This is a genomic window from Lysobacter niastensis (genome assembly GCF_015453285.1).
GTDB lineage: Bacteria > Pseudomonadota > Gammaproteobacteria > Xanthomonadales > Xanthomonadaceae > Lysobacter_J > Lysobacter_J niastensis.
Genome location: NZ_JADLZT010000005.1, coordinates 35,962 through 59,528, shown reverse-complemented (window position 1 = coordinate 59,528; position 23,567 = coordinate 35,962). Strand labels below are relative to the sequence as shown.

Sequence of the window (23,567 nt, the reverse complement as noted above, 5' to 3'; positions counted from 1 at the left end):
GTAAGGCGGGGCGGATTTTCCCGAGCGGCGATGCTAGCTTGCGCGCTCCCCGCGCCCACGAGCCACTGCGAGTTCCGATGCCGCCCACCCCTCACAACCTCACCGAAGGATCGATTGGCCGCAACCTGCTGGCCTTCTCGCTGCCCATCCTCGCGGGCAACATCGCGCAATCGCTGAACGGTTCGGTGAACGCGGTGTGGGTGGGACGCTTCCTCGGCGAGGAAGCGCTGACGGCGGTTGCCAACGCCAACAACATCATGTTCTTCCTGCTCGGCTCGGTGTTCGGCATCGGCATGGCCGCGACGATCCTGATCGCACAGGCCATCGGCGCGCGCGATGTCGGCCGCGCCCGACAGGTGATGGGAACCAGTGCCACGTTCTTCATGGGATTGGCAGCGGTCATCGCGGGATTGGGCTGGTGGATGTCCCGGCACCTGCTCGATGCCATGGGCACTCCGCTGGCATCACTGCATCTGGCCGAGGATTACCTCAAGGTGATCTTCCTGGCGATGCCGGTGCTGTATGCATTCGCCTTCCTGTCGGCGGCACTACGCGGCGCGGGCGACTCCCGAACGCCTTTCCGGTTTCTGCTGGTGGCGGTGGTGCTCGACATCGCGTTCAACCCCCTTCTGATCTTCGGTATCGGCCCCTTTCCGAAGCTCGGCATCGCCGGTGCGGCCTGGTCGACCCTGTTGTCGCAAGGGCTGACGCTTGGCGCACTGCTGGTGTACCTGCGCCGAAAGCGCCATCCGCTCTGGTTGGGCAGGCAGGACATCCACCTGCTCAAGATCAACGGCGCCATACTGCGCGCGCTCATCGTCAAGGGCATTCCCATGGGAATGCAGATGGTCGTCATCTCCCTGGCGATGATCGCGATGATGACGATGGTCAACCGGCACGGTACCGACACCTCGGCGGCGTACGGCGCCGCGATGCAGCTGTGGACCTACGTGCAGATGCCGGCCATGGCCATCGGCGCGGCCTGCTCGTCGATGGCTGCGCAGAATGTCGGCGCGAACCGCTGGGATCGCGTGGCGGCGACCGCGCGTGCCGGTGTCCTGATCAACTTCGCGCTGACCGGTGCGTTGATCGTGCCGCTGATCGTGCTGGATCAATGGACCCTGTCGCTGTTCCTGCCGCAGGGCAGTGATGCGCTGGAGATCGCACGCCACCTCAACCACATCGCGGTGTGGTCGTTCCTGTTCTTCGGGGCGACGTTCGTCGTATCCGGCGTGGTGCGCTCTACCGGCGCGGTCGTCCCGCCATTGGTGATCCTGGCGCTGGCGCTGTGGGGCGTGCGCGTTCCTTTCGCAGAACTGCTGCAGCCGGCCTGGGGGGCTGACGCAATCTGGTGGAGCTTCCCGATCAGTTCGCTGTGCTCGATGGCTTTGGCCATCGCGTACTACCGATGGGGCGGTTGGCGCCGTGCGCGCATGCTGCGCGTTGATCCGCACGAGGTCGCCACGCCAGCCGAGGTGCCAGCGACTCCGCCCTCCCCCGTCGCCGATCCCGACGTGGAAACGAATGATGAGCCGGCAGCGGGCGCGACCTCCCGCTAGATGGACACGCCGACTTCAGCCAGGCGCTTGCGCAGGCGGACCAGGTGGCTGCCTGGCCAGTACAACTGCCCACAATCGCCGCAGCGGCTGAACCTGCCGCCAGCCGCGGGAACGAAACCGATGCTCGCTGCTACGCTTTCCTGCTCGGCTTCGTGGACCGGCGCAACCGGCCCGTTGCAGCGCGCGCACCGCGTGAATGGCGCGACCAATGCGTCCAGTTGGAACCGATCCATGACTTCGCGAACCTGGCGGCGCGGATCGGTCGCATGCAGGAAGGCACCGTGGGTCAATGCTGCGCGCTTGAGCAATCCGGTGTCGCGACTGAGCAGGATGCGATGCTCCGCGCGGGAGACCCACAACAACTGGTCGTCTTCGTAGTCGTTGCGGTAGAGGCTGTCGAACCCGAGCAGGCGCAGGTAAGCCGCCAGACGCCCGAGATGCACATCGAGCACGAACCGGGGCTCGCGCAACGGATGTGGACGCAGACGGCACGCATCGCCCAGCTCGAAACATTCGAACATGGGGTACACCGACACACGCTCGCCGCCATGCAGCTTGTGCGAGAACCCTACCGGCTCGCCATCGACCAGGATCAGGTCGACTTCGGTGTGCGGAACGCCCAGCGACTCGATCCGGTCCTTGACCGTGGGAGTGCCATCGAAGACGTGGATGAAGGCCTGCTTCCTGCACGCGGGTGGCAGGAAGGTGCCCAACTCCTCGTAGAAGCGGAACTCGCAGTGGCGCGAGCCGTTCGCCACGGTGGACTCCGTGTGGCGCAGCGATGATCGCCGCCCCGGCAGCTTACGCCTGTGCACGTGATGTCTGGTGTCGAAACCCGTCGTCGAAAACGTTGTCGAAAAGCGCGGCTTCAGAAACGCCAACGGCCGCCCTGAGGCGGCCGTTGGAGATGTCGCTGCGAGAGACTCGCGCGAGGTGGAACTTACTGCGCGGCCTTGGCCTTCGCGTAAGCAGCCAGGTCTTCCTTGATGCGGGCCTTCTTGCCTTCCAGGCCACGCAGGTAGTACAGCTTGCCCGAGCGGACCTTACCGCGGCGCTTGACGTCGACCGAGTCGATCGTCGCGCTATGGGTCTGGAACACGCGCTCGACGCCGTAGCCGTGCGAGATCTTGCGGACGGTGAACGACGAGTTCAGGCCGGCGTTCTTGATCGCGATGACCACGCCTTCATAGGCCTGGACGCGCTCACGGTTGCCTTCCTTGACCTTGACGTTGACGACGACGGTGTCGCCTTGGCCGAAAGCGGGCAGCTGGCGCTGGATCTGCTCGGCTTCGAAGTTCTGCAGCAGCGTATGGAGCGAGGGCTTGTTCATGGTGGGACCTGTTTGAAGACTTGCCTGTTGGTGTCGTTGTAGCGCGAGTGCACGTGGACCCGCGTCTGGCATGGCGGAGCTAATGGGTACCGCAGGGTGAAACCAAGCCGCGCATTATAGCGGTATTTTTCCCTTGTGCGACTGGCGCTTACGCGTTTTTTGCCACGTCCTGGGCCGGGGCGGCATCCCCTACCCCGTTCAGTTCAGCCCGGAAAGCGTCCAGGAGCTTGCGATCGGCCTTCGACAGGGCGGCCTCATCGATCAGGTCCGGACGCCTCAACCAGGTCCGGCCCAGCGCCTGCTTGCGCCGCCAGCGGGCGATTTCGGCGTGGTTCCCGGACATCAGCACCGGCGGGACGGCGCCCAGCTCGTGCTCGACCGGCCGGGTGTAATGCGGGCAATCCAGCAGTCCGTCCTCGAAGCTGTCCTGGACGGCCGACTCGGCATCCCCCAGCACCCCTTCGCGCAGGCGGGCGACGGCATCCACCACGACCGCTGCCGCCAGCTCACCACCGGACAGCACGTAGTCGCCGATCGACAGTTCCTCGTCGACTTCGGCCTGGATCAGGCGCTCGTCGATGCCTTCATAGCGGCCGCACAGCAGGATCAGGCGCTCGCGCCCGGCTAGCTCGCGGACCTTGGCCTGGGTGAGCGGTGCGCCCTGCGGGCTGAGGTAGACGACCCTGGCCGGAGCCGGATCGGCCTCACGCGCGGCACGCAGGCAGGCACGCAGCGGGTCGATCAGCATGACCATGCCGGGGCCGCCGCCGAAAGGTCGATCGTCGACGCGGCGATAGTTACCCTCGGCGTAGTCGCGCGGGTTCCAGCCTTGCATCGACAGCAGGCCGCGCTCACCCGCGCGCCCGACCACGCCGAACGCGGCGCACTGGGCGATGAACTCCGGGAACAGGCTGATGACGTCGATGCGCATGCCGGCTATCGCTAGAAATCCGGATCCCAGTCGACCGTGACCACGCCGGCCTCGAAATCGACCGACTTCACGAACTGCGGCTGCACGAACGGAATCATGCGCTCACGCTCGTCGTCGCGAGCCACGAGCACGTCGTTGGCGCCAGTGGCGAATATGTGCGAAACGGTGCCGAAGGAAACGCCGTCGACGGTGACGACCTTCAAGCCTTCCAGGTCGACCCAGTAGTATTCGCCTTCGCGCGGAGGCGGCAGCGCCGAACGCGGAACGTAAATCTCGGTACCACGCATCGCTTCGATCGCGTCGCGATCGGCGACGTCGGGAAATGTCGCCACGACGTGCTTTCCGCTTTCCTTGCCGCGGACGCCGGTGATCTCGCGCTCATTGCCTTGCGCATCGCGCAGGATCCAGGGCTGGTAGCGGAAGATCGCGCTACGTGGCTCGGTCCACGACTCGAGCTTGCATTCGCCACGAATGCCAAAGGCGCCAGCCACCCTGCCCAACAGGATGCGACGCCCGGTGTCTTTCATACGAAAAGCGGCCGCGCGCCGTGGAAGACGCGCGGCCTGCAGATCAGGCTGCGGTCGCGGCCTTGGCCGCTTCCTTGTACAGCACGGCGACCTTGTCGGTCAGCTGCGCGCCGTTGCCGACCCAATGCTTGATGCGCTCGACGTTCAGCTCGACGCGCTTCTCGGCGCCCTGGGCGACCGGGTTGTAAAAGCCCACGCGCTCGATGTTGCGGCCGTCACGGGCGTTGCGGCTGTCGGTGACGATGACGTGGTAGAAGGGACGCTTCTTGGCGCCGCCGCGAGCGAGACGAATCTTGACCATGGTTCGGTGTTTCCTGTGTTGCCCAGTCGCCGGAATGGCGAGGTAAGCCGGAAATTGTAAGCCATTGATCGGGACGAGGAAAGTCCGGCGCTGGCGAGGCGCTGCGTTCAGGAAGGCGGCGCGTTTCGCGCCCTCACTTCCGCCCTTCGCCCCCCTTCTCCCGCAAGGGGAGGAGGGAAAAGCTCCTGGCGGGACGCTCCCCTCTCCCCTTGCGGGAGAGAGACAGGCCGCCGCAGGCGGCCAGGGAGAGGGGTGAGGCTTACCGGAACGGCATGCCGCCGCGGGCGCCCATCATGCCCTTCATGCCCCGCATCAGGCCCTTCATGCCGCCGCCGGACAGCTTGCTCATCATCTTTTCCATCTGCTGATACTGCTTCATCAGCTTGTTGACGTCGGCCGGGGTCAGGCCTGCGCCCTTGGCGATGCGGGCGCGACGCGAGCCGTTCAGCAACGTCGGGTTGCGGCGTTCCTTCCTGGTCATCGAATTGATGATGGCCACCATCCGCGGCACTTCCTTGCCGGTGACCTGGCTCTTCACGGAGTCCGGGATCTGGCCCATGCCCGGCAGCTTGTCCATGAGGCCGTGCAGGCCGCCCATGTTCTGCATCTGCTCGAGCTGGTCCTTCATGTCGTTCAGGTCGAACTTCTTGCCCTTGGCGACCTTCTCGGCCAGCTTCTGCGCCTTGTCCTTGTCGACCTGCTGCTCGACCTGCTCGACCAGCGACAGCACGTCGCCCATGTCGAGGATGCGGCTGGCGATGCGGTCCGGATGGAACACGTCCAGGCCGTCGGGCTTCTCGCCGACACCGATGAACTTGATCGGACGCTGGGTGATGTAGCGAACACTCAGCGCGGCGCCGCCGCGCGCGTCGCCGTCGGTCTTGGTCAACACCACGCCGGTCAGCGGCAGTGCTTCACCGAAATGCTTGGCGGTGACGGCGGCGTCCTGGCCGGTCATCGAGTCGACCACGAACAGCGTCTCGACCGGATTGACCGCGGCGTGCAGCGCCTTGATCTCGGCCATCATCGCTTCGTCGATGCTGGTACGGCCGGCGGTGTCGACCAGCAGCACGTCGACGTAGGACTTGCGCGCATCGTCGATGGCCGCCTTGACGATCGCTTCGGGCTTCTGGTCTGCGCTGGACGGGAAGAACAGCACGTCGACCTGCTGCGCGAGCGTCTTCAACTGCTCGATCGCGGCCGGACGGTAGACGTCGGCCGACACCACCATCACCTTCTTCTTGCGCTTTTCCTTCAGGTGCTTGGCGAGCTTGGCGACCGTGGTGGTCTTGCCCGCGCCTTGCAGGCCGGCCATCAGGATGACCGCCGGCGCCGGCACGTTGAGGTTCAAGTCGGACGCCTGCGAGCCCATGACCGCGGTCAACTCGTCGCGCACGACCTTGATCAGCGCCTGGCCCGGAGTCAGCGACTTGAGCACTTCCTGGCCGACCGCACGCACCTTGATGCGCTCGATCAACGCCTGCACGACCGGCAGCGCGACGTCAGCCTCAAGCAGCGCGATACGGACCTCGCGGGTCGCCTCACGGATGTTCTCCTCGGTCAGCCGGCCGCGGCCGCGCAGGCGCTCGATGGTGCCGGAGAGACGCTGGGTCAGGGACTCGAACATGCGGAAGCTACCTGGGGAGAAAGCAAAAACGGGGCGCGAAGTATAGCCCGCCGGCTGCATCAACCGGGCTTGTGAACCGGGCCCTGCGGTTCGTCTCGCGGCTGTGCGACACTCCGGCGATGACAATCGTTCTCATCGCGGTCGCTCTCTATCTGATCGCCGCCGCCCTCCTCGTCCTCGATGTCCGCCGCGGCAATGGCAAGCATTCGCGCCTGTGGCTGCTGCCTGCGGTGACCGCGGTGGTGCTGCATGGCAGCGCGCATCTCGTCGCATGGCGCAAGGCGGGCGGCGCGGATCTGCACTTCTTCGCCGCGTTGTCTCTGGTCGGGCTGGGCATGGCCACGCTGACCAGCCTGGTCGGCGCCGCCGGCCGGATGGCGGCGCTGGGCGTGGTGGTTTTCCCGCTCGCGGCACTGGTGTTGTTCGGTTACCACCACCACGGCCATGTCATTGCCGAAACCCTCGACTGGCGCCTGCAACTGCATGCCTGGATGGCCCTGCTGGCGTACGCCACGCTGGCCATCGCCGCCCTGCTGGCGATCATGCTGTGGCTGCAGGAGCGCGCCCTGCGGCGACGCGAGTTCCATTCATGGCTGCGCGCGCTGCCTCCGCTGGTCGAACTGGAAACCCTGCTATTCCGGACCATCGCGGTCGGCTTCGCCCTGCTTACGGCAACCCTGCTGACCGGCGTGCTGTTCGTCGAGAACCTGTTCTCCCAGCATCTGGTCCACAAGACCGTGCTCAGCGTGCTGTCCTGGCTCGCGTTCGGCGGGCTGCTGATCGGCCGCTGGCGCTATGGCTGGCGCGGCGCGGTGGCCGTGCGCTGGACCCTGATCGCGATGGGCCTGCTGATCCTTGCCTTCTTCGGCAGCAAGTTCGTACTTGAGCTGGTCCTCGGCCAAGCCACCTGATCGTCCCGCCGTTCAGTTTGCCCCATCGGGCGATTTATTGCAGACACAATATTTGCATTGACAAATATTGTTCGGGCTACGAAGATCTGCCCGATGAATGCGCCCTTCCCCTCCTGCAGCGGCTCGACGCTGGGCCTGCTGTTCCGCCAGGTCCGCGACGCCATGTGGGGCCGGATGGAGCACGAGCTGGCCCAGGCCGGCCATGAGCTGACCTTCAGCCAGTACATCACCCTGAAGATGCTCTCCAGCGGGCCGGCCGGGGTGACCGATCTGGCGCGCTATGCCGAACTCAACCCGGGCGCGATGACCCGCCTGCTCGACAAGCTGGAGGCCCGGGGCTTCATCGCGCGCGTGGCCGACCCCGCTGACCGTCGCGCTCTGCATATCCACCTCACCGAGGCCGGCCAGGCCATGTGGCTGGACGTCAACCAGTGCGGTCAGCGCGTGCGCGAGCGCGCGATGGCCGGCCTCAGCGACGACGAACGCAACCAGCTCATGCGCCTGCTCGAACACGTGCGCGACAACCTTTCCTTTACCGGTTCCTGACCATGGCCCACCTCCACCCTCGCCCGCACCGCGGGCTGAAGCCCGTGCTCACCGCCTTGACGGTTGCGCTCGTCCTGGCCGGCTGCGCCAGCTCGCGAGGCCTGGCGCCGGAAGGCCGCCTGCTCGACGCCGATGCGCTGCAGGCACAGCGCAGCCTCGCCGATGCCGCGGTGTCAGATGCCTCGTTTCCGAGGCAGGACTGGTGGACGTCGCTCGGTGATCCCCAGCTCGATGCGCTGATCTCCGAAGCGTTGGCCGGCACGCCGACCCTCGACGCCGCCGATGCGCGCGTGCGCCAGGCCGTCGCCCAGGCAGGAATCGTCGATGCCACTCGCAAGCCGACGCTCAACGGCACCGCCGAGTACGCGGGCGTGCAGTTGCCCGAAACCGTCGCGCCCGAACCCATCGGCGGCAGCTACCTGGGCGTGGGCGTGTTGCGCGTGGGCTTCCACTACACGGTCGACCTGTGGGGCGGAGACCGCGCCCGCTGGCAGGCCGCCGTTGGCCAGGCCCGCGCTGCGGAAATCGATGCGCAGGCCACGCGCCTGACGCTGTCGTCGAACATCGCCCGGGCCTATGTGCAGCTCGCGCAGGCGCATGCCGCGCACGATGTCGCAAGCTCCGACCACGAACGCGCCGCTCGGCTGCTGGAACTCGGCCGCCAGCGCGTCGCCGCCGGTCTCGACAACCAGTTGCAGATCCACCAGGCGGAAAGCGCCTTGGCCAGCGCCGAACTGCAGATCCAGGCCAGCGAACACGAAATCGAAACCACGCAGAACGCGATCGCCGCGCTGCTGGGCAAGGGTCCCGACCGCGGCCGCGACATCGCCCGCCCGACGCTGTTGAATGCCGCGTCGCCGCAGGTGCCTTCGGTGCTGCCGAGCGAACTGCTCGGACATCGCCCCGACGTCGTCGCCGCACGCTGGCGCGTCGAATCAGCGCAGCACGGCATCAAGGCGAGCAAGGCCGCTTTCTACCCGACGCTCAACCTCGCGGCGATGGTCGGCCTCGCAGCCACCAACGTCGGCGACCTGTTCGGCGGCGATGCGCTGTTGCTGCAGGGCGGACCGGCGCTGAGCCTGCCGATCTTCGACGGTGGACGCCTGCGCAACCAGTTGGCACGCAGCGACGCCGAGTACGACCTCGCCGTCGCCCAGTACAACCAGACGCTGGTGGGCGCCGTGCGCGAAGTCACCGACGCCGTGCAGTCCGCGCATGCGTTCGACGCGCAGATCGTCTCGGCCACGCGCGCTCGCGACGCCGCGCAGCAGGCCTGGGACATCGCCGCCAAGCGCTACAAGGCCGGCCTGGGCACGCAGCTCGACGTGCTTGCCGCGCAACGTCCTCTGCTCGACCTCGACCGGCAGCTGACCGTGCTTCGCGCACAGCGCCTGGCCGCCTCCATCGACCTCGACCGCGCGCTCGGCGGCGGCCTGGTCCTCGTCACTCCCGACTCGAACGATTCCAACGCTCTCGCCAAGGCCCCCACGCCATGACCACTGAAATGAACCCCAATGGCGCCGCCGCGGCGGCACAAGCAAACGGCAAGCGCAAGAAGGCGCTGATGATCCTGGCTGCAGTGGTCGTGATCGCAGGCCTCGCCTGGACGGCGTGGTACCTGCTGGTCGCGCGCTGGCACGAAGACACCGACGACGCCTATGTGCAGGGCAACGTCGTCAGCATCTCGCCGCAGACCACCGGCACGGTCGTCAGCATCGGCGCCGATGACGGCATGAAGGTCACCGCCGGCCAGGTGCTGGTGAAGCTCGATCCGAATGACGCGAAGGTTGCCTACGAGCAGGCCGTCGCCAACCTCGCCAACACCGTGCGCCAGGTGCGCGGTCTGTACAGCGCCGTCGATTCCGGCCAGGCCGATCTCGCAGCGCGCACGGCCAGCGTCGAGCGCGCTCGCGCCGACCTCAAGCGCCGCGAAGGGCTGGTCAGCGACGGTGCGGTGTCGGCGGAGGAGCTCGCGCACGCACGCAACGAACTCGCTGTGCTCGAAGCCGGCCTTCGCTCCTCCAGCGGCAATCTCGCCCGCAACCAGGCGTTGGTCGACGCCACGCAGGTCGGCAACCAGCCGCAGGTGCAGGCCGCGGCCGCGCAGCTGCGCCAGGCCTACCTGAACCTGCAGCGCTCGGCGATCGTCGCGCCCGTCACCGGCTACGTCGCCAAGCGCACCGTGCAGCTCGGACAGCGCGTGCAGCCGGGCACGACGATGATGACGGTGGTGCCGCTCGACCAGGTCTGGGTCGAAGCCAACTTCAAGGAAACGCAGCTGGCGAAAATGCGCATCGGCCAGCCGGTGACACTGCACGCCGACCTCTACGGCAAGGACGTGACCTACCGGGGCACGCTCAACAGCCTCGGCCTCGGGACCGGCAGCGCGTTCGCACTGCTGCCGGCGCAGAACGCCAGCGGCAACTGGATCAAGATCGTGCAGCGCGTGCCCGTGCGCATCGATCTCGACGAAACGCAGCTGGCCGATCATCCGCTGCGCCTGGGCCTGAGCATGAGCGTGGACGTCGCCATCCGCGACCAGAACGGCGCCGTGCTTGCACAAGCACCCGCCGGCAAGCCGGTGCTGACCACCGACGCCTATGCCAAGCAGCTCGCGGACGCCGATGCGCTGATCCAGGACGTCATCCGCAGCAACATGGCCAACGGCCGTCACAGCTGATCACGACAGGCGCTTTCCGATGTCAGCCACCACAGCCGCGGCGCCCGCAGCACCGGCGCCGCAGGCCGGATTCCGGCCTGCCAACATCCCGCTGACGACGCTCGGCCTGGCGCTGGCGTCGTTCATGCAGGTGCTGGACCTGACGATCGCCAACGTCTCGTTACCGACGATCTCCGGCAACCTCGGCGGCAGCGCGAACCAGGCGACGTGGGTGATCACGTCGTTCGCGGTGAGCAACGCGATCGCCCTGCCCCTCACCGGCTGGCTCACCCGCCATTTCGGTGAGCGCAAGCTGTTCGTCTGGGCGACATTCCTGTTCGTGATCGCATCCCTGCTGTGCGGCCTGGCCAGCAGCATGGGCTTGCTGGTGGCGGCGCGCGCGCTGCAGGGCTTCGTCGCCGGTCCGATGTACCCGATCACGCAGGCGCTGCTGATCTCGATCTATCCAGCGCACAAACGCGGGCAAGCCATCGCGCTGCTGGCGATGGTTACCGTGGTCGCTCCGATCGCCGGACCCATCCTCGGCGGTTGGATCACCGACAACTACAGCTGGGAATGGATCTTCTTCATCAACGTGCCGATCGGCCTGTTCGCCAGCTTCGTGGTCGGCAGCCAGTTGCGGGGACGTCCCGAACGGCTGGAAAAGCCGAAGATGGATTACGTCGGACTGATCACGCTGGTCATCGGCGTCGGCGCGCTGCAGATCCTGCTCGACCTCGGCAACGACGAGGACTGGTTCCGTTCCGAGCTGATCGTCTGGCTGGCGATCGCGTCTGCGATCTCGCTGGTGGTGTTCGTGATCTGGGAACTCACCGACCGCGACCCGATCGTCAACCTGCGCCTGTTCCGCCATCGCAATTTCAGCGCAGGCACGGCGGCGATGGTGGTGGCGTACGCGGCGTTCTTCAGCGTCGGCATCCTGGTGCCGCTGTGGCTGCAGCGCAATCTCGGTTTCACGCCGATATGGGCCGGCTTCGCAACCGCGCCGATCGGCATCCTGCCGGTGATCCTGACGCCTTTCGTCGGCAAGTACGCCCACAAGTTCGACCTGCGCTGGCTGGCGACGATCGCCTTCATCGCCATGTCGATGACCAGCTTCGCCCGCTCCGGCTTCAACCTCGACGTGGATTTCCGCCACATCGCAATGGTGCAGTTGTTCCAGGGCTTCGGCGTGGCGCTGTTCTTCATGCCGGTGCTGCAGATCCTGCTGTCAGACCTGCAGCCGCACGAGATCGCCGCGGGCTCGGGACTGGCGACCTTCATGCGCACGCTCGGTGGCAGTTTCGCCGCGTCGCTGACGACGTACGCCTGGACCGAACGCGGCGCCGTGCACCATGCGCACATCACCGAGAAGCTCTCGGCCTACGATCCGGCCACCACCGGCATGATCGCGCGCGTCGGCGGTGGAGACCTGCAACGCGGCGCGGCGATGCTGGAACGGATGATTTCCAACCAGGCCGCGCAGATCGGTTTCAACGAGATCTTCCACCTGCTCGGAATCATCTTCCTGGTGGTGATCGCATTCGTGTGGTTCGCCAAGCCACCGTTCACGCCAAAGATCGCGGGCGCCGCGGAAACAGCGGGCGGTCACTGATCGCCGCTCGGAAAAAGGCCGGGATCTCCCCGGCCTTTTTTTCTTGCCATGTGCGAATCGATCAGGTTCCGGCGTGCAGTGCGTCGGCCAGCCGCTCCACGCCGATGACTTCCATTTCGCCCACGCGTCCGGACTTGGGCGCATTGCCCTTGGGCACGATGGCGCGCTTGAAGCCATGGGTGGCGGCCTCCTTGAGGCGGTCCTCGCCGTTGGGCACCGGGCGGATCTCGCCGGACAGGCCGACCTCGCCGAACGCCACGGTACGGTCGACCAGGGGCCGGTCGCGCAGCGACGACAGCACTGCCAGCAGCACCGGCAGATCCGCCGCAGTCTCCTGAACGCGGATGCCGCCGACGACGTTGACGAACACGTCCTGATCGCCGACGCCGATGCCACCGTGGCGATGCAGTACCGCCAGCAGCATCGCCAGGCGATTGCCCTCCATGCCGACCGCGACACGGCGTGGGTTGGACAGCGGCGAGGCATCGACCAGCGCCTGCACCTCCACCAGCAATGGCCGGGTGCCTTCGCGCGTGACCATCACGCAGCTGCCCGGCTGCGGACTCTGGCTTCCGGACAGGAAGATCGCAGACGGATTGGGTACTTCGCGCAGGCCCTTCTCGCCCATCGCGAACACGCCCAATTCGTTGACCGCGCCGAAGCGGTTCTTGAACGCGCGCAGCACGCGGAAGCGGCTGCCGCTTTCGCCTTCGAAATACAGGACCGCGTCGACCATGTGCTCGAGCACGCGCGGACCGGCAATGCCGCCTTCCTTGGTGACGTGTCCGACCAGGAAGACGGCCGTGCCGGTTTCCTTGGCATAGCGGACCAGGCGCGCCGCGCTTTCTCGTACCTGGCTGACCGAGCCGGGTGCCGCGCTCAGCTCCTCGGTCCACAGGGTCTGCACGGAGTCGGCGACGATCAGGCCGGGCCGCATCGTCACCGCATGCTCGAGGATCCGCTCGACCCCGGTCTCGGCCAACGCGTGCACGCCATCGACCGGCACGCCCAGGCGCGCGGCGCGGCCAGCCACCTGTGCCAGCGATTCCTCGCCCGTCACGTACAAGCCGGGCAACGTCTGCGCCATCTTGCTGATCGCCTGCAGCAGCAAGGTCGACTTGCCAATGCCGGGGTCGCCGCCGACTAGCACGACCGAGCCGTGCACGAGGCCACCCCCGAGCACGCGGTCGAACTCGCCGATGCCGGTGCCGACCCGGGCCTCCTCGCTGTGGCGCACGTCCTTGAGCGCGGTAACCGAAGGCGCATCCGCCTTGCCGGCCCAGCTGCTGCGTCGGCTCGCGGCAACGCTGCCGCCGGCCTTGGCCGCAGGTTCGACGACGAACTCGCTGAGCGTGTTCCAGCCGCCGCATTCACCGCACTGCCCCTGCCACTTGTTGTGGTCGGCGCCGCATTCGGAACAGACATAGGCCGTGCGGGCCTTGCCCGGGGACTTCAGAGCGGACTTGGACATGCGGGATCGGCAAAGCGGCAGTGACCGCACTTTACCGGGCCGCGGTCTCGCCGTGCGAGACGGAAACCGGCCGCGTCGGTATCAGGCGAGGTAGCGCAAGTGGAACTCGGGGTAGAACGCACTCAGTTCCTGTTGCGGCGTGCCCAGCAGCCCCGCCACTTCGCCCTGCGGCACGATGCTGTAGCCGCGGGCGTCGATGTCCTTGCCGATGCCCTGCCAGTCCAGCCGCGGTGGCGCCGCGTCGCTGTCGACGATCCAGCCGAAATGCAGCTCGCCCAATGCGGACAGTTCGTCGTCCGGCAACGCCGCACCACTGGGCGCGACTACGTAACCATCTTCCCGCCCCACCACGAATACATCCATTCGCATGGCCAACACCCTGTCGATCCATTCAAAACGGGCGCCATGGTGGCGAGCCATCGGCTAAGGAATGGTGAACGTGGCATTGCAGGCGTATGAAAGCATTCAGGGCGACGTGTTGCTGCGAGGAGTCCCGGCTTCACAACCACGCGCCGTACAGGTGACGCGACTCAGGCAGACGCCCGAAAAAAACAAAAGCCCCGCATCGTGGCGGGGCTTTCGAGCATGGTCCGGCGGGGTAACACCCTTCGGATCATTGCGCCGACGGTAGTTCTGCCGTCGGGTTCATATGGTGCCGGAAATAGGAATCGAACCTACGACCTACGCATTACGAATGCGCCGCTCTACCAACTGAGCTATTCCGGCGAAGGGATGGAATTGTAGGCGGGATCGGCTGATACGGTCAATCGAACCAGGCCCCGGCGCCGTGCCGGCCGATGCTTCCGCCCGATTCCAGAACCTTGCGATGACAGGTAGGCTTCGGCAAGTGCGCCGGCCGGCGCCGCCCATGCAGGATCGGACAACCCTTTCAGGAGAAAGCTCATGCGTTTGCCTTTGCTGTTCGCTGCCGCCATCGCCCTCATGTGTCTGGCGGCTCCGCCGGTCAGCGCCAACAACACCCGCAACACCGACGCCAGGACCATCCTGGACCAGCAGGCCGGAATCCGGACCGAGGCGATGAATAAGAAGGGGCGCTACAAGGACATGGCCGAGGCCAAGCGCCAGGAACTGTTCGCGCACCAGGACAAGGTGAATCTGATGCTTGAAGGCGTAGCGAGCACCACCGATCTTCCCGAAACGGATCAGATCGCCGTGTTCAATTCGCTCGAGGCCATCGAGGCCATCATCAACCAGGCGGAAGACGAGCGCATGGTGTGCAAGCGGGTCAAGCCTGTCGGCAGCAACCGGCCAGAGACGGTGTGCAAGACCGTCGCGCAGATGCGCGCGGAGAAGCTCGATGCCGAGAGCGCCATGCGGAGCGGCCAGAGCTGTACGGACGGCCTGACGGTAGGCTGCCCAGGCCGCTGATCATCTCCCGATGCTCCAGGCGCGCCACCCGGCGCGCCTGTGTCGTTCAGTCGACCAACTGCAGCCGCAATTCCTTCGGCAGCGCGAAGACCATGTCTTCGGGCTCGCCATCCAGTTCGGCGACGTGCAATGCGCCCAGCTCGCGCAGGCGTTCGATCACGCCGCGCACCAGCACTTCAGGAGCCGAGGCCCCGGCGGTCACGCCAATCTGTGAACGGCCCTGCACCCATTGAGGATCGATCTCGATCGCGCCGTCGATCAGATAGGCCTCCACGCCCTCGCGTTCGGCCAGCTCGCGCAGGCGGTTCGAATTGGAGCTGTTGACCGAACCGACCACCAGCACGAGGTCGCAGCGCGAGGCCAACTCGCGGACCGCATCCTGGCGGTTCTGCGTGGCGTAACAGATGTCGTCGTTCTTGGGCCCCTGCGTGGCCGGGAACTTCGCCTTCAGGGCTTCGATCACCGCGCGGGTGTCGTCCACCGACAGCGTGGTCTGGGTCGTGTAGGCCAGGTTGTCCGGCTGATCCACCACGAGCTCGGCGACATCGTGGATGTCCTCGACCAGGTAGATGCGACCCTTGCCCGCCTCGCGGCTCCACTGCCCCATCGTGCCCTCGACCTCAGGGTGTCCTTCGTGGCCGATCAGCACCATGTCGCGGCCGGCACGGCATTGGCGCGCGACTTCGAGATGGACCTTGGTGACCAGCGGACACGTCGCGTCGAACACCTTCAGCCCGCGATGCTCGGCCTCGGCGCGCACGGCCTTGGACACGCCATGAGCACTGAAGATCACGGTGGCGCCGTCGGGCACCTCATGCAGCTCCTCGACGAAGATCGCGCCGCGGTGCTTGAGGTCGTCGACCACGAAACGGTTGTGCACGACTTCGTGGCGCACGTAGATCGGTGCGCCCAGTGTTTCGATGGCGCGCTTGACGATCTCGATGGCGCGGTCGACACCGGCACAGAAACCGCGGGGATTGGCGAGCAGGACATCCATGGGGGGATCCGGTCAGCTGGACGAGCCTGGAACAGGGATGGGGAATTGTACCCCCGCCCCCACCGGCCAGCCCGAATGGTTACTTGACGGCCCGGCCGTCCTTGGAGAACAGGCCGAACAGGGCGATGCCGATGGCTCCGGCGACGATCGCCGAATCGGCGACATTGAAGGCCGGCCAGTAATGGTCGCGCCAATGCCACTGGATGAAGTCGACGACGTGGCCGTGCAGCAGTCTGTCGATGACATTGCCGAGCGCCCCGCCGATCACCAGCGAGTACGGCAGGGCGTTACGCCAGTCGCCACGGCGGGTGCGGGTCAGCCAGTACCCGAGCAGGCCGCTGATGCCCATCGCGAGTACGACGAAGAAGTACTTCTGCCAGCCGCCGGCATCGCTCAGGAAACTGAAGGCCGCTCCGGTGTTGTAGGTGCGGTACCAGTTCCAGACGCCCTCGATGACCGGCACTGCTGTGTGCTCGGGCAGCGAGTTCAGCACCCACAGCTTGGTCAACTGGTCGAGCACGATCACCGCCACCGACAGCAGCAGCCAGGGCAACGCATTCGGACGCACGGGCGCCATCAGAACCACTCCCGGGCTTCGCCCTGACCGGCCACGTTGACCACGCAGCGTCCGCACAACCCGGGATGCGCGGCGTCGCTGCCGACGTCGGCCCGGTAATGCCAGCAGCGCACGCACTTGGTTTTCGCCGTAGGCCTGGCCAGTACGGCGATGTCGGTCACGGCGTCATCGACGATCACTTCCACGTCGCCACTGATGAACAGGAAGCGCAGTTCCTCGGCGAGCGGAGCCAGGCGGTTCTGGTCGGCCACGCCGCAGCGAAGCTGGATCTCGGCCTCCAGTGCGGCACCGATCTCGCCGGCGGCACGCATCGGCTCCAGCGTCCTGCTGACTTCTTCGCGCAAGGCGAGCAAGCGGTCGAAATCCTCTTCCGACAACGCCGCATCGTCGGCCAGCACGGCCAGTCCGTCGTACCAGGTGGTGAACAGCACGTTGTCCTCGCGCTTGCCATTGCCGGTATTGGACGGCAGGTGACGCCACATCTCGTCAGCCGTGAAGCTCAGGATCGGCGCGATCCAGCGCACGAACGCCTCGGCGATGCGGTACATCGCGCTTTGCGCCGAACGACGGCCGCGCGAGTCCTCCTGCATCGTGTACAGGCGGTCCTTGGTGACGTCCAGGTACAGGGAGCCGAGATCGACGCTGCAGAAGTTCGACAGCATCTGCACGATTTCGGCGAAGTCGTAGCGCTCGTAGGCGCTGGCGATGCGATCCTGCAGCTGCGCGGCGCGATGCACGATCCAGCGGTCCAGCGCGACCATGTCCTCGAGCGGACGCAGGTGCACGGCCGGATCGAAACCGTTGAGGTTGGCCAGCAGGAAACGCGCGGTGTTGCGGATGCGGCGATAGACGTCCGCATTGCGCTTGAGGATGTCGTCGGAGACGGACATCTCGTTGCGGTAGTCGGTCGAGGTGATCCACAGGCGCAGCACGTCCGCGCCCATTGCATCGATCACCTTCTGCGGCGCCAGCGTGTTCTGCAGCGACTTGGACATCTTCTTGCCCTGCGCATCGACGGTGAAGCCGTGCGTCAGCACCTGGCGGTACGGCGCCACGCCGTCCATCGCCACACCGGTCAGCAGCGAGCTGTGGAACCAGCCGCGGTGCTGGTCGGAACCTTCCAGGTAGAGGTCGGCAGGCTTGTGCAGGCCGTCCTGCGGGCGCTGGCCGAGCACGCATTCGTGGCTGACGCCGGAATCGAACCAGACGTCGAGGATGTCGGTGACCTTTTCGTAATGGGCGGCGTCGTCATCCAGCAGTTCCTCGGCCGTCATCGCGTACCAGGCTTCGACGCCTTCGTGCTCGACCTTTTCTGCGACCTGGCGCATCACCTCCGCCGAGCGCGGATGCGGCTCGCCGGTCTCGCGGTGGAAGAACAGCGCGATCGGCACGCCCCAGTAGCGCTGGCGCGAGATCGTCCAGTCCGGACGGCCCTCGATCATGTTGTAGATGCGGGCTTCGCCCCATTCGGGGATCCAGCCGACCTTGCCGATCTCGGCGAGCGCGTCGCGGCGCAGGCCGGCCTGCTCCATCGAGATGAACCACTGAGGCGTTGCGCGGAACGCCACCGGCGTCTTGTGGCGCCAGCAATGCGGATAGCTGTGGGTCAACTTGTGCGATGCCAGCAGGTGGCCGCTTGCGCGGATGACGTCGACGATCGCCTCGTTGGCCTTCCAGATGTGCCGGCCCGCGAGCTCGACACCATCCGCCGGTGGCGTCGAAGGCAGGTACAGGCCGCGCGCGTCGACCGGATTGATCTGCGCCGCGGTGTAGCGATCGACCAGGCCGTACTTCAGTGCGACCGCGTAGTCTTCCTGGCCGTGGCCAGGCGCGGTATGGACCACGCCAGTGCCGTCTTCGGCCGAAACGTGGTCACCCACCAGCACGGGGATCTCGCGATCGGCATAGAACGGATGCTGCAGCAACTGGTTCTCGAGGTCGCTGCCGAGTGCGCGCCCGAGGACGGTCACGTCCTCGACGCCATAACGCGACAGCGCCTTGCCGACCAGCGCTTCGGCCAGCACCAGCAAGCGGCGGCCGCCGTCGGCCAGGCGCGGTCCTTCAACCAGCACGTAGTCGAGTTCGGGGCCGACGGACACCGCCAGGCTCGCCGGCAGCGTCCACGGCGTGGTCGTCCAGATCGGCATCGCCACCCGCACGCCGTCGTCGACGGTCACGCCGAACAGCGCGGCCAGTTCCGAGGGACGCTGTGCGTCGTAGGCGACGTCGATCGCCCACGATTCCTTGTCGGCGTATTCGATCTCGGCTTCAGCCAGCGCCGACCCGCAATCGAAACACCAGTGAACCGGCTTCGCGCCGCGCACCAGGTGGCCGCGTTCGACGATCTTCGCCAGCGATCGCATGATGTCCGCCTCGTAGCGGAAGTCCATCGTGCGGTACGGATTCTCCCAGTCGCCGAGCACGCCCAGGCGCTTGAAGTCCTTGCGCTGCAGGTCGATCTGCTCGGCAGCGTAGTCGCGGCATTTCTGCCGGAACTGGGCCGCATCGAGCTTGTCGCCGACCTTGCCGTGGGCCTTCTCGACCTGATGCTCGATCGGCAGGCCGTGGCAGTCCCAGCCCGGCACGTAGGGCGCATCGAAGCCCGCCAGCAGCTTGGACTTCACCACCGCGTCCTTGAGCACCTTGTTGACCGCGTGGCCCAAGTGGATCGCGCCGTTGGCGTACGGCGGGCCGTCGTGCAGCACGAAGCTGCGCTCGCGCTTGCCGACCTTCTCGCGGATTCGCTGGTACAGGCCCTCGCCCTCCCAGCGGGCCAGCGTCTCCGGCTCGCGCTTGGGCAGGTCGCCGCGCATCGGAAAATCCGTTGCCGGCAAATGCAGGGTGGCTTTGTACTGGTTGGAATCGTTACTGGTCACAGCGGGCGCTCACGCGAAGCTCGTGGTCGACGAGACTGGGGGTTGATGTGTCTGGAGGATGGCGCGCGCCTGCGCGGCATCGCAATGCATCTGCTCGGTCAATGAGGGCAGATCGGGGAACTTCATTTCGTCGCGCAACTTGGCAACGAACTCCACTTCGATGCGGCGGCCATAGAGGTCCGCATCGAAGTCGAACAGGTGGGCTTCAAGCAGCGGCTCCACGCCAGCGACGGTCGGACGCGTACCCAGGCTCGACACCGACGGCCACGGGCGGTCGGCTACGCCGTGCACCCAGGTGGCATAGATGCCCGACAACGCCGGCACCTTGCCGCCGAAACGGAGGTTGGCGGTGGGAAAGCCCAGAGTCCTTCCCAATTGCTTGCCCTGCACGACATGGCCGTCGATGGCATACGGGCGGCCGAGGAAACGCGTGGCGGTGGTGAAATCGCCAGCGACGAGAGCCTCGCGGATGCGCGTACTCGACACGCGCTCGCCATCCAGCATGACGGGCTCGATCTCGCCGGCGACGAAACCGTGCGTGTCGCCCATGCGCTGCAACAGGCCGATGTCGCCCGCACGTCCCTTGCCGAAACGGAACTCGGGCCCGACCCAGACTTCCGTAGCCGCCAGCCGCTCGACCAGCACCTTGTCGATGAACTCTTCCGCGGCGAGGCTGCTGAAGCGGCGATCGAAGCGCAGCAGGCCGACCTGGTCGGCATCCATCGCAAACAGCCGTCGCGCCTTGGCGCGCGGCAGCAGCAGTCGCGGCGGCGGCGCGGCAGGCGCGAAGAACTCGCGCGGCAGCGGCTCGAAGCTCAACACGACCGCCGGCACGCCAATCACGCGCGCACGCGCGGCGGTGTGGCGCACCAACGCCTGATGCCCGAGATGCAGGCCGTCGAAAGCGCCGATGCAGACCACACTGCCGTGCGGGCACCGGGGCCCGCCCTCGACGTCACGAAAAAGCCTGCTCATTGGCCTGAAGTATAGCCGCGATGCCCATTCACCAAGGCTTGCCATCCGCCTTTGTCAGTGCTCGCGCAGGTCGCGCGGGCGGAAGCCCAGTGCCAGCAACGCCAGCAGGTAGACGGATACGCCGCCGCCGACCAGCACCGCCAGGTACCCGATGCGCTCCCATTTGCCGATCAGGGTGAAATCCGGAGTCCAGTGCAGCGCGACCAGCAGCGCCAGCGTCATCGCCGCGCAGGCAGTGCCCAGCCTCACCAGGTATCGCGTCCAGCCGGGCTGGCGGTCGTAGACACCAGCCTTGCGCAGCCAGTGCCAGAGCAGTGCCAGGTTGATGTAGCTGGCGGCCGCGCTGGCCAGACCCAGGGCCAGGTGCAGGCCGGGAGTACTCGCAAGCGCATGCATCACGCCACCTGCGCGCACTTCAGGCGTCGTCCACAAGTGGTACAGCCCAAGCAGAAACAGGCCGTTGAGCACCATGTTGGCGATCAGCGAGGCGATGCCCGCGCGCACCGGGGTACGCGTGTCCTGGCGCGCGTAGAACGCGGGCAGCACGATTTTGACCAGCGCGAACGCCGGCAGGCCGAAGCTCAGGCCGAATACCGACATTGCCGCCATCCTGGTGTCGAAGGCGGTGAACTTGCCGTGCTGGAACAGCGTCGCCACCAGCGGCTGCGACAGCAGCATCAGGCCGAGCATGGCCGGAACCGCGATCAGCAACGTCGTGCGCAGGCCCCAATCGAGCGCCTTGGAGAAGCCCGCATGGTCGGTGTTGACGTGATGGCGCGCCAGCGTCGGCAGGATCACGGTACCCAGGGCGATGCCGAACACGCCCAGCGGCAGTTCGAGGAACCGGTCGGCCTGCGACAGCCAGGTCTGCGAACCGGTGAAGAGCCATGCAGCGATGACGGTGTCCAGCAGCAGGTTGATCTGCGCGACCGACGAGCCGAACAGCGTCGGCACCATCAGCTTCATCACCTTGCGCACGTCCGGGTGGCTCCAGCCCCAGCGCGGCAGGGTCAACAGATCCAGCTTGCGCATCGCCGGCAACTGGAACAGCAGTTGCGCGAGGCCACCCAGCAGCACGGCCCAACCCAGTGCGAGGATCGGCACTTCAAGACGCGGCGCGAGCCACAACGCGCCGGCGATCATGAACAGGTTGAGGATGACCGGCGTGAATGCCGGCAGGCCGAAGCGATGGAAACTGTTGAGCGCGCCGCCCGCCAACGCGGTCAACGACACGAACAGGATGAACGGGAACGTCAGGCGCAGCAGTTCCACGGTCAGCCCGTACTTCTCCTGGTGATCGCCGCCACCGAACAGCAGCGCGATCTGCGGGGAGAAGATCAGGCCCAGCGCGGTCACGACCAGCAACACCCCGCCGAGGGTGCCCGAAACCCGTGCGACCAGCTCCTTCAGGTCGGCATGCGTGCGGGTTTCCTTGATCTCCGTGAAAACCGGCACGAACGCCGTCGAAAACGAGCCCTCGGCGAACAATCGACGCATGAAGTTCGGGATGCGGAAGGCCACCCAGAAGGCGTCGGTGCCCGCATTCGCGCCGAAGGCCTGGTTGATCGCGATATCCCGGACCAGGCCGAGGACACGCGACACCATGGTCATGCTGCTGAACGACAGCAGCCCCCTGATCATCCTTGGTGCCGTCACGCCCGAACCTCCGGGTCCCCATGGTTGACCCAACCCACTGAATCCTCCATACTTTCCGGTCTGATTTCCCGTAATCCCATCTTTCTCTTACCCGTTTTCAGGAATTTGCCGTGGCTAACATCAAGTCCGCCAAGAAGCGCGCCAAGCAGACCGTCGTCCGCAATGCCCGCAACGCCAGCCAGCGTTCGATGCTGCGTACCGCCGTCAAGAAGGTGCTGAAGGCCCTGGGCGAGAACGACGCCGCCGGCGCCGAGACCGCCTTTGCCGTTGCTCAGCCGATCCTCGATCGCTTCAGCTCGCGTGGTCTCATCCACAAGAACAAGGCCGCTCGCCACAAGAGCCGCCTGACCGCCCGCATCAAGGCCCTCAAGGCGGCCTGATGCCACGCCGGCGGCGCGCCAGCAGGCGCGCCGTGCGGTAGCGGTCAACAAAAACCCGGCAGCTGCCGGGTTTTTTGTTGCCTGCATGAAGCCCTCAGGGCGCATGGTCGCCTGCCGCCTGCGCGGCTTCCAGCGCGGCCTCGCGCTGGCGATCGAAGAACGCCATCACGTCGAGCATGATCGGCCAGGTACCTTCGCGGCCGATGGCCGACACCAGGTACCAGCGATCCTTCCAGCCAAGCTCGTCGATGATGGCCCGGGCGGCAGCCTGCTGCTCTTCCTCGAGCAGCAGGTCAGCCTTGTTGAACACCAGCCAGCGAGGCTTGTTCAGCAGTTCCGGGTCGTGCTTCTCCAGCTCACGCTCGATCGCGCGCACCTGATCCGCCGGGCTGACGCCCTCCACCCCGCCCTCCATCGGCGCGATGTCGACCAGGTGCAGCAGCAGGCGCGTGCGCTGCAGGTGCTTGAGGAACTGCGTGCCCAGGCCCGCACCTTCGGCCGCACCCTCGATCAGGCCAGGGATGTCGGCGATGACGAAGCTGCGATGCGCCTCGACGCTGACGACGCCGAGATTCGGATAGAGCGTGGTGAACGGATAGTCGGCCACTTTCGGCGTCGCCGCCGATACCGCTCGAATCAGGGTGCTCTTGCCGGCATTGGGAAAGCCGAGCAGGCCGACGTCAGCCAGCAGCTTCAGTTCCAGCTTGAGCTCGCGCTCTTCGCCCGGCAGGCCCGGCAGCGCCTTGCGCGGCGAGCGATTGATCGAACTCTTGAAATGCATGTTGCCCAGGCCACCCTTGCCGCCCTTGGCTACCAGCAGCCGATCGCCGTGATGCGTCAGATCGCCGATGACCTCATCGGTTTCGACGTTGGTGACGACGGTACCGACCGGCACGGTGATGACCAGATCATCGCCGCCCTTGCCGTACATCTGCCGCCCCATGCCGTTCTCGCCGCGCTTGGCGCGGAACTGCTTCTGATGGCGGAAGTCGACCAGCGTGTTGAGGTTCTCGTCGGCGAGCAGCCAGACGCTGCCACCATCGCCGCCGTCGCCGCCGTCGGGGCCGCCCAGCGGGATGAACTTCTCGCGACGAAAACCGACGCAGCCGTTGCCGCCGTTGCCTGCTATGACCTGGATTTCGGCTTCGTCGACGAGCTTCATGGGATGGGACCGGGGAGCGAGGGAGGACAACAGGTGAAGCCGCAGGAAGTCTAGGGCTTCAGCGGCGCGGACGCAGGC

Annotated in this window: 22 protein-coding genes and 1 tRNA gene; 8 read left to right on the top strand and 15 right to left on the bottom strand. The window is 66.3% G+C overall.

The features are described from left to right. Positions 1 to 77 precede the first annotated feature (77 nt). Positions 78 to 1,559, top strand: a complete 1,482-nt coding sequence (locus IU514_RS09560) for an MATE family efflux transporter (protein ID WP_194930894.1) — start codon at positions 78 to 80, stop codon at positions 1,557 to 1,559. On the opposite strand, the gene IU514_RS09555 is transcribed toward IU514_RS09560, so the two are convergent. From IU514_RS09555 to ffh, 6 genes are all read right to left on the bottom strand, one after another. Further along, on the bottom strand, positions 1,556 to 2,317 hold the full coding sequence (locus IU514_RS09555; RefSeq protein WP_194930893.1) for a Mut7-C RNAse domain-containing protein: 762 nt from the start codon (positions 2,315 to 2,317) through the stop codon (positions 1,556 to 1,558). The two genes, IU514_RS09560 and IU514_RS09555, sit on opposite strands and share 4 nt — an antisense overlap. Positions 2,318 to 2,499: 182 nt before the next feature. Continuing rightward, positions 2,500 to 2,889 carry a 50S ribosomal protein L19 gene (gene rplS / locus IU514_RS09550; RefSeq protein ID WP_194930892.1) on the bottom strand — a complete coding sequence of 130 codons (390 nt, stop codon included), beginning with the start codon at positions 2,887 to 2,889 and terminating at the stop codon, positions 2,500 to 2,502. A gap of 148 nt (positions 2,890 to 3,037) precedes the next feature. Further along, positions 3,038 to 3,820, bottom strand: coding sequence for a tRNA (guanosine(37)-N1)-methyltransferase TrmD (gene trmD, locus IU514_RS09545; protein WP_194930891.1), 783 nt, complete (start codon positions 3,818 to 3,820; stop codon positions 3,038 to 3,040). Positions 3,821 to 3,831: 11 nt separating this feature from the next. Then, positions 3,832 to 4,347: a ribosome maturation factor RimM gene (rimM, locus tag IU514_RS09540; protein ID WP_194930890.1), complete on the bottom strand. Its 516-nt coding sequence runs from the start codon at positions 4,345 to 4,347 to the stop codon at positions 3,832 to 3,834. Positions 4,348 to 4,390: 43 nt separating this feature from the next. Next, the gene (rpsP, locus tag IU514_RS09535) at positions 4,391 to 4,648 is read right to left on the bottom strand and encodes a 30S ribosomal protein S16 (protein ID WP_194930889.1); all 258 of its coding nucleotides are present in this window, start codon (positions 4,646 to 4,648) and stop codon (positions 4,391 to 4,393) included. Positions 4,649 to 4,907: 259 nt separating this feature from the next. After that, positions 4,908 to 6,275: a signal recognition particle protein gene (gene ffh, locus IU514_RS09530; protein ID WP_194930888.1), complete on the bottom strand. Its 1,368-nt coding sequence runs from the start codon at positions 6,273 to 6,275 to the stop codon at positions 4,908 to 4,910. Positions 6,276 to 6,394: 119 nt separating this feature from the next. Here ffh and IU514_RS09525 point away from each other — a divergent pair, with 119 nt between their 5' ends. From IU514_RS09525 to IU514_RS09505, 5 genes are all read left to right on the top strand, one after another. Beyond that, positions 6,395 to 7,186, top strand: a complete 792-nt coding sequence (locus IU514_RS09525) for a cytochrome C assembly family protein (protein WP_194930887.1) — start codon at positions 6,395 to 6,397, stop codon at positions 7,184 to 7,186. 93 nt (positions 7,187 to 7,279) lie between these two features. Beyond that, positions 7,280 to 7,732, top strand: coding sequence for a MarR family winged helix-turn-helix transcriptional regulator (locus IU514_RS09520; RefSeq protein ID WP_194930886.1), 453 nt, complete (start codon positions 7,280 to 7,282; stop codon positions 7,730 to 7,732). 2 nt (positions 7,733 to 7,734) lie between these two features. Further along, positions 7,735 to 9,228: an efflux transporter outer membrane subunit gene (locus IU514_RS09515; RefSeq protein WP_194930885.1), complete on the top strand. Its 1,494-nt coding sequence runs from the start codon at positions 7,735 to 7,737 to the stop codon at positions 9,226 to 9,228. Then, complete coding sequence (locus IU514_RS09510; protein WP_194930884.1) at positions 9,225 to 10,412, top strand: HlyD/EmrA/EmrK family protein; 1,188 nt, start codon at positions 9,225 to 9,227, stop codon at positions 10,410 to 10,412. The genes IU514_RS09515 and IU514_RS09510 overlap by 4 nt, the downstream gene beginning before the upstream one ends. Positions 10,413 to 10,431: 19 nt before the next feature. After that, the gene (locus IU514_RS09505; RefSeq protein ID WP_194930883.1) at positions 10,432 to 12,006 is read left to right on the top strand and encodes a DHA2 family efflux MFS transporter permease subunit; all 1,575 of its coding nucleotides are present in this window, start codon (positions 10,432 to 10,434) and stop codon (positions 12,004 to 12,006) included. A 61-nt stretch (positions 12,007 to 12,067) separates the two neighbouring features. Here the strand turns inward: IU514_RS09505 and radA are convergent, their stop codons facing one another. The 3 genes from radA to IU514_RS09490 form a co-directional block, all read right to left on the bottom strand. Then, complete coding sequence (radA, locus tag IU514_RS09500) at positions 12,068 to 13,477, bottom strand: DNA repair protein RadA (protein WP_194930882.1); 1,410 nt, start codon at positions 13,475 to 13,477, stop codon at positions 12,068 to 12,070. 81 nt (positions 13,478 to 13,558) lie between these two features. Beyond that, the gene (locus IU514_RS09495; RefSeq protein WP_194930881.1) at positions 13,559 to 13,846 is read right to left on the bottom strand and encodes a hypothetical protein; all 288 of its coding nucleotides are present in this window, start codon (positions 13,844 to 13,846) and stop codon (positions 13,559 to 13,561) included. Positions 13,847 to 14,127: 281 nt separating this feature from the next. Beyond that, a tRNA-Thr gene (locus IU514_RS09490) sits at positions 14,128 to 14,203 on the bottom strand. A 177-nt stretch (positions 14,204 to 14,380) separates the two neighbouring features. Here IU514_RS09490 and IU514_RS09485 point away from each other — a divergent pair. Then, positions 14,381 to 14,866, top strand: coding sequence for a hypothetical protein (locus tag IU514_RS09485; protein ID WP_194930880.1), 486 nt, complete (start codon positions 14,381 to 14,383; stop codon positions 14,864 to 14,866). A 46-nt stretch (positions 14,867 to 14,912) separates the two neighbouring features. Here IU514_RS09485 and ispH read toward each other — a convergent pair whose 3' ends face one another. From ispH to murJ, 5 genes are all read right to left on the bottom strand, one after another. Beyond that, entirely contained in the window at positions 14,913 to 15,863 is a 951-nt protein-coding gene (ispH, locus tag IU514_RS09480) for a 4-hydroxy-3-methylbut-2-enyl diphosphate reductase (protein WP_194930879.1), read from the bottom strand. 79 nt (positions 15,864 to 15,942) lie between these two features. Continuing rightward, entirely contained in the window at positions 15,943 to 16,440 is a 498-nt protein-coding gene (lspA, locus tag IU514_RS09475) for a signal peptidase II (protein WP_194930878.1), read from the bottom strand. After that, positions 16,440 to 19,253 carry an isoleucine--tRNA ligase gene (gene ileS, locus IU514_RS09470; protein ID WP_228760621.1) on the bottom strand — a complete coding sequence of 938 codons (2,814 nt, stop codon included), beginning with the start codon at positions 19,251 to 19,253 and terminating at the stop codon, positions 16,440 to 16,442. Before ileS ends, lspA begins: the two co-directional genes overlap by 1 nt. A 72-nt stretch (positions 19,254 to 19,325) precedes the next feature. Continuing rightward, entirely contained in the window at positions 19,326 to 20,291 is a 966-nt protein-coding gene (locus tag IU514_RS09465) for a bifunctional riboflavin kinase/FAD synthetase (protein ID WP_194930876.1), read from the bottom strand. Positions 20,292 to 20,345: 54 nt separating this feature from the next. Beyond that, positions 20,346 to 21,932, bottom strand: coding sequence for a murein biosynthesis integral membrane protein MurJ (murJ, locus tag IU514_RS09460; protein ID WP_194930875.1), 1,587 nt, complete (start codon positions 21,930 to 21,932; stop codon positions 20,346 to 20,348). A 125-nt stretch (positions 21,933 to 22,057) separates the two neighbouring features. Between murJ and rpsT the strand changes: the two genes are divergently transcribed. Then, positions 22,058 to 22,327 (top strand): 30S ribosomal protein S20, encoded by a 270-nt coding sequence (rpsT, locus tag IU514_RS09455; RefSeq protein WP_194930874.1) that lies wholly within the window; start codon positions 22,058 to 22,060, stop codon positions 22,325 to 22,327. Between the two features lie 94 nt (positions 22,328 to 22,421). Here the strand turns inward: rpsT and cgtA are convergent, their stop codons facing one another. After that, positions 22,422 to 23,489, bottom strand: coding sequence for an Obg family GTPase CgtA (gene cgtA / locus IU514_RS09450; RefSeq protein WP_194930873.1), 1,068 nt, complete (start codon positions 23,487 to 23,489; stop codon positions 22,422 to 22,424). Positions 23,490 to 23,567: the final 78 nt, after the last annotated feature.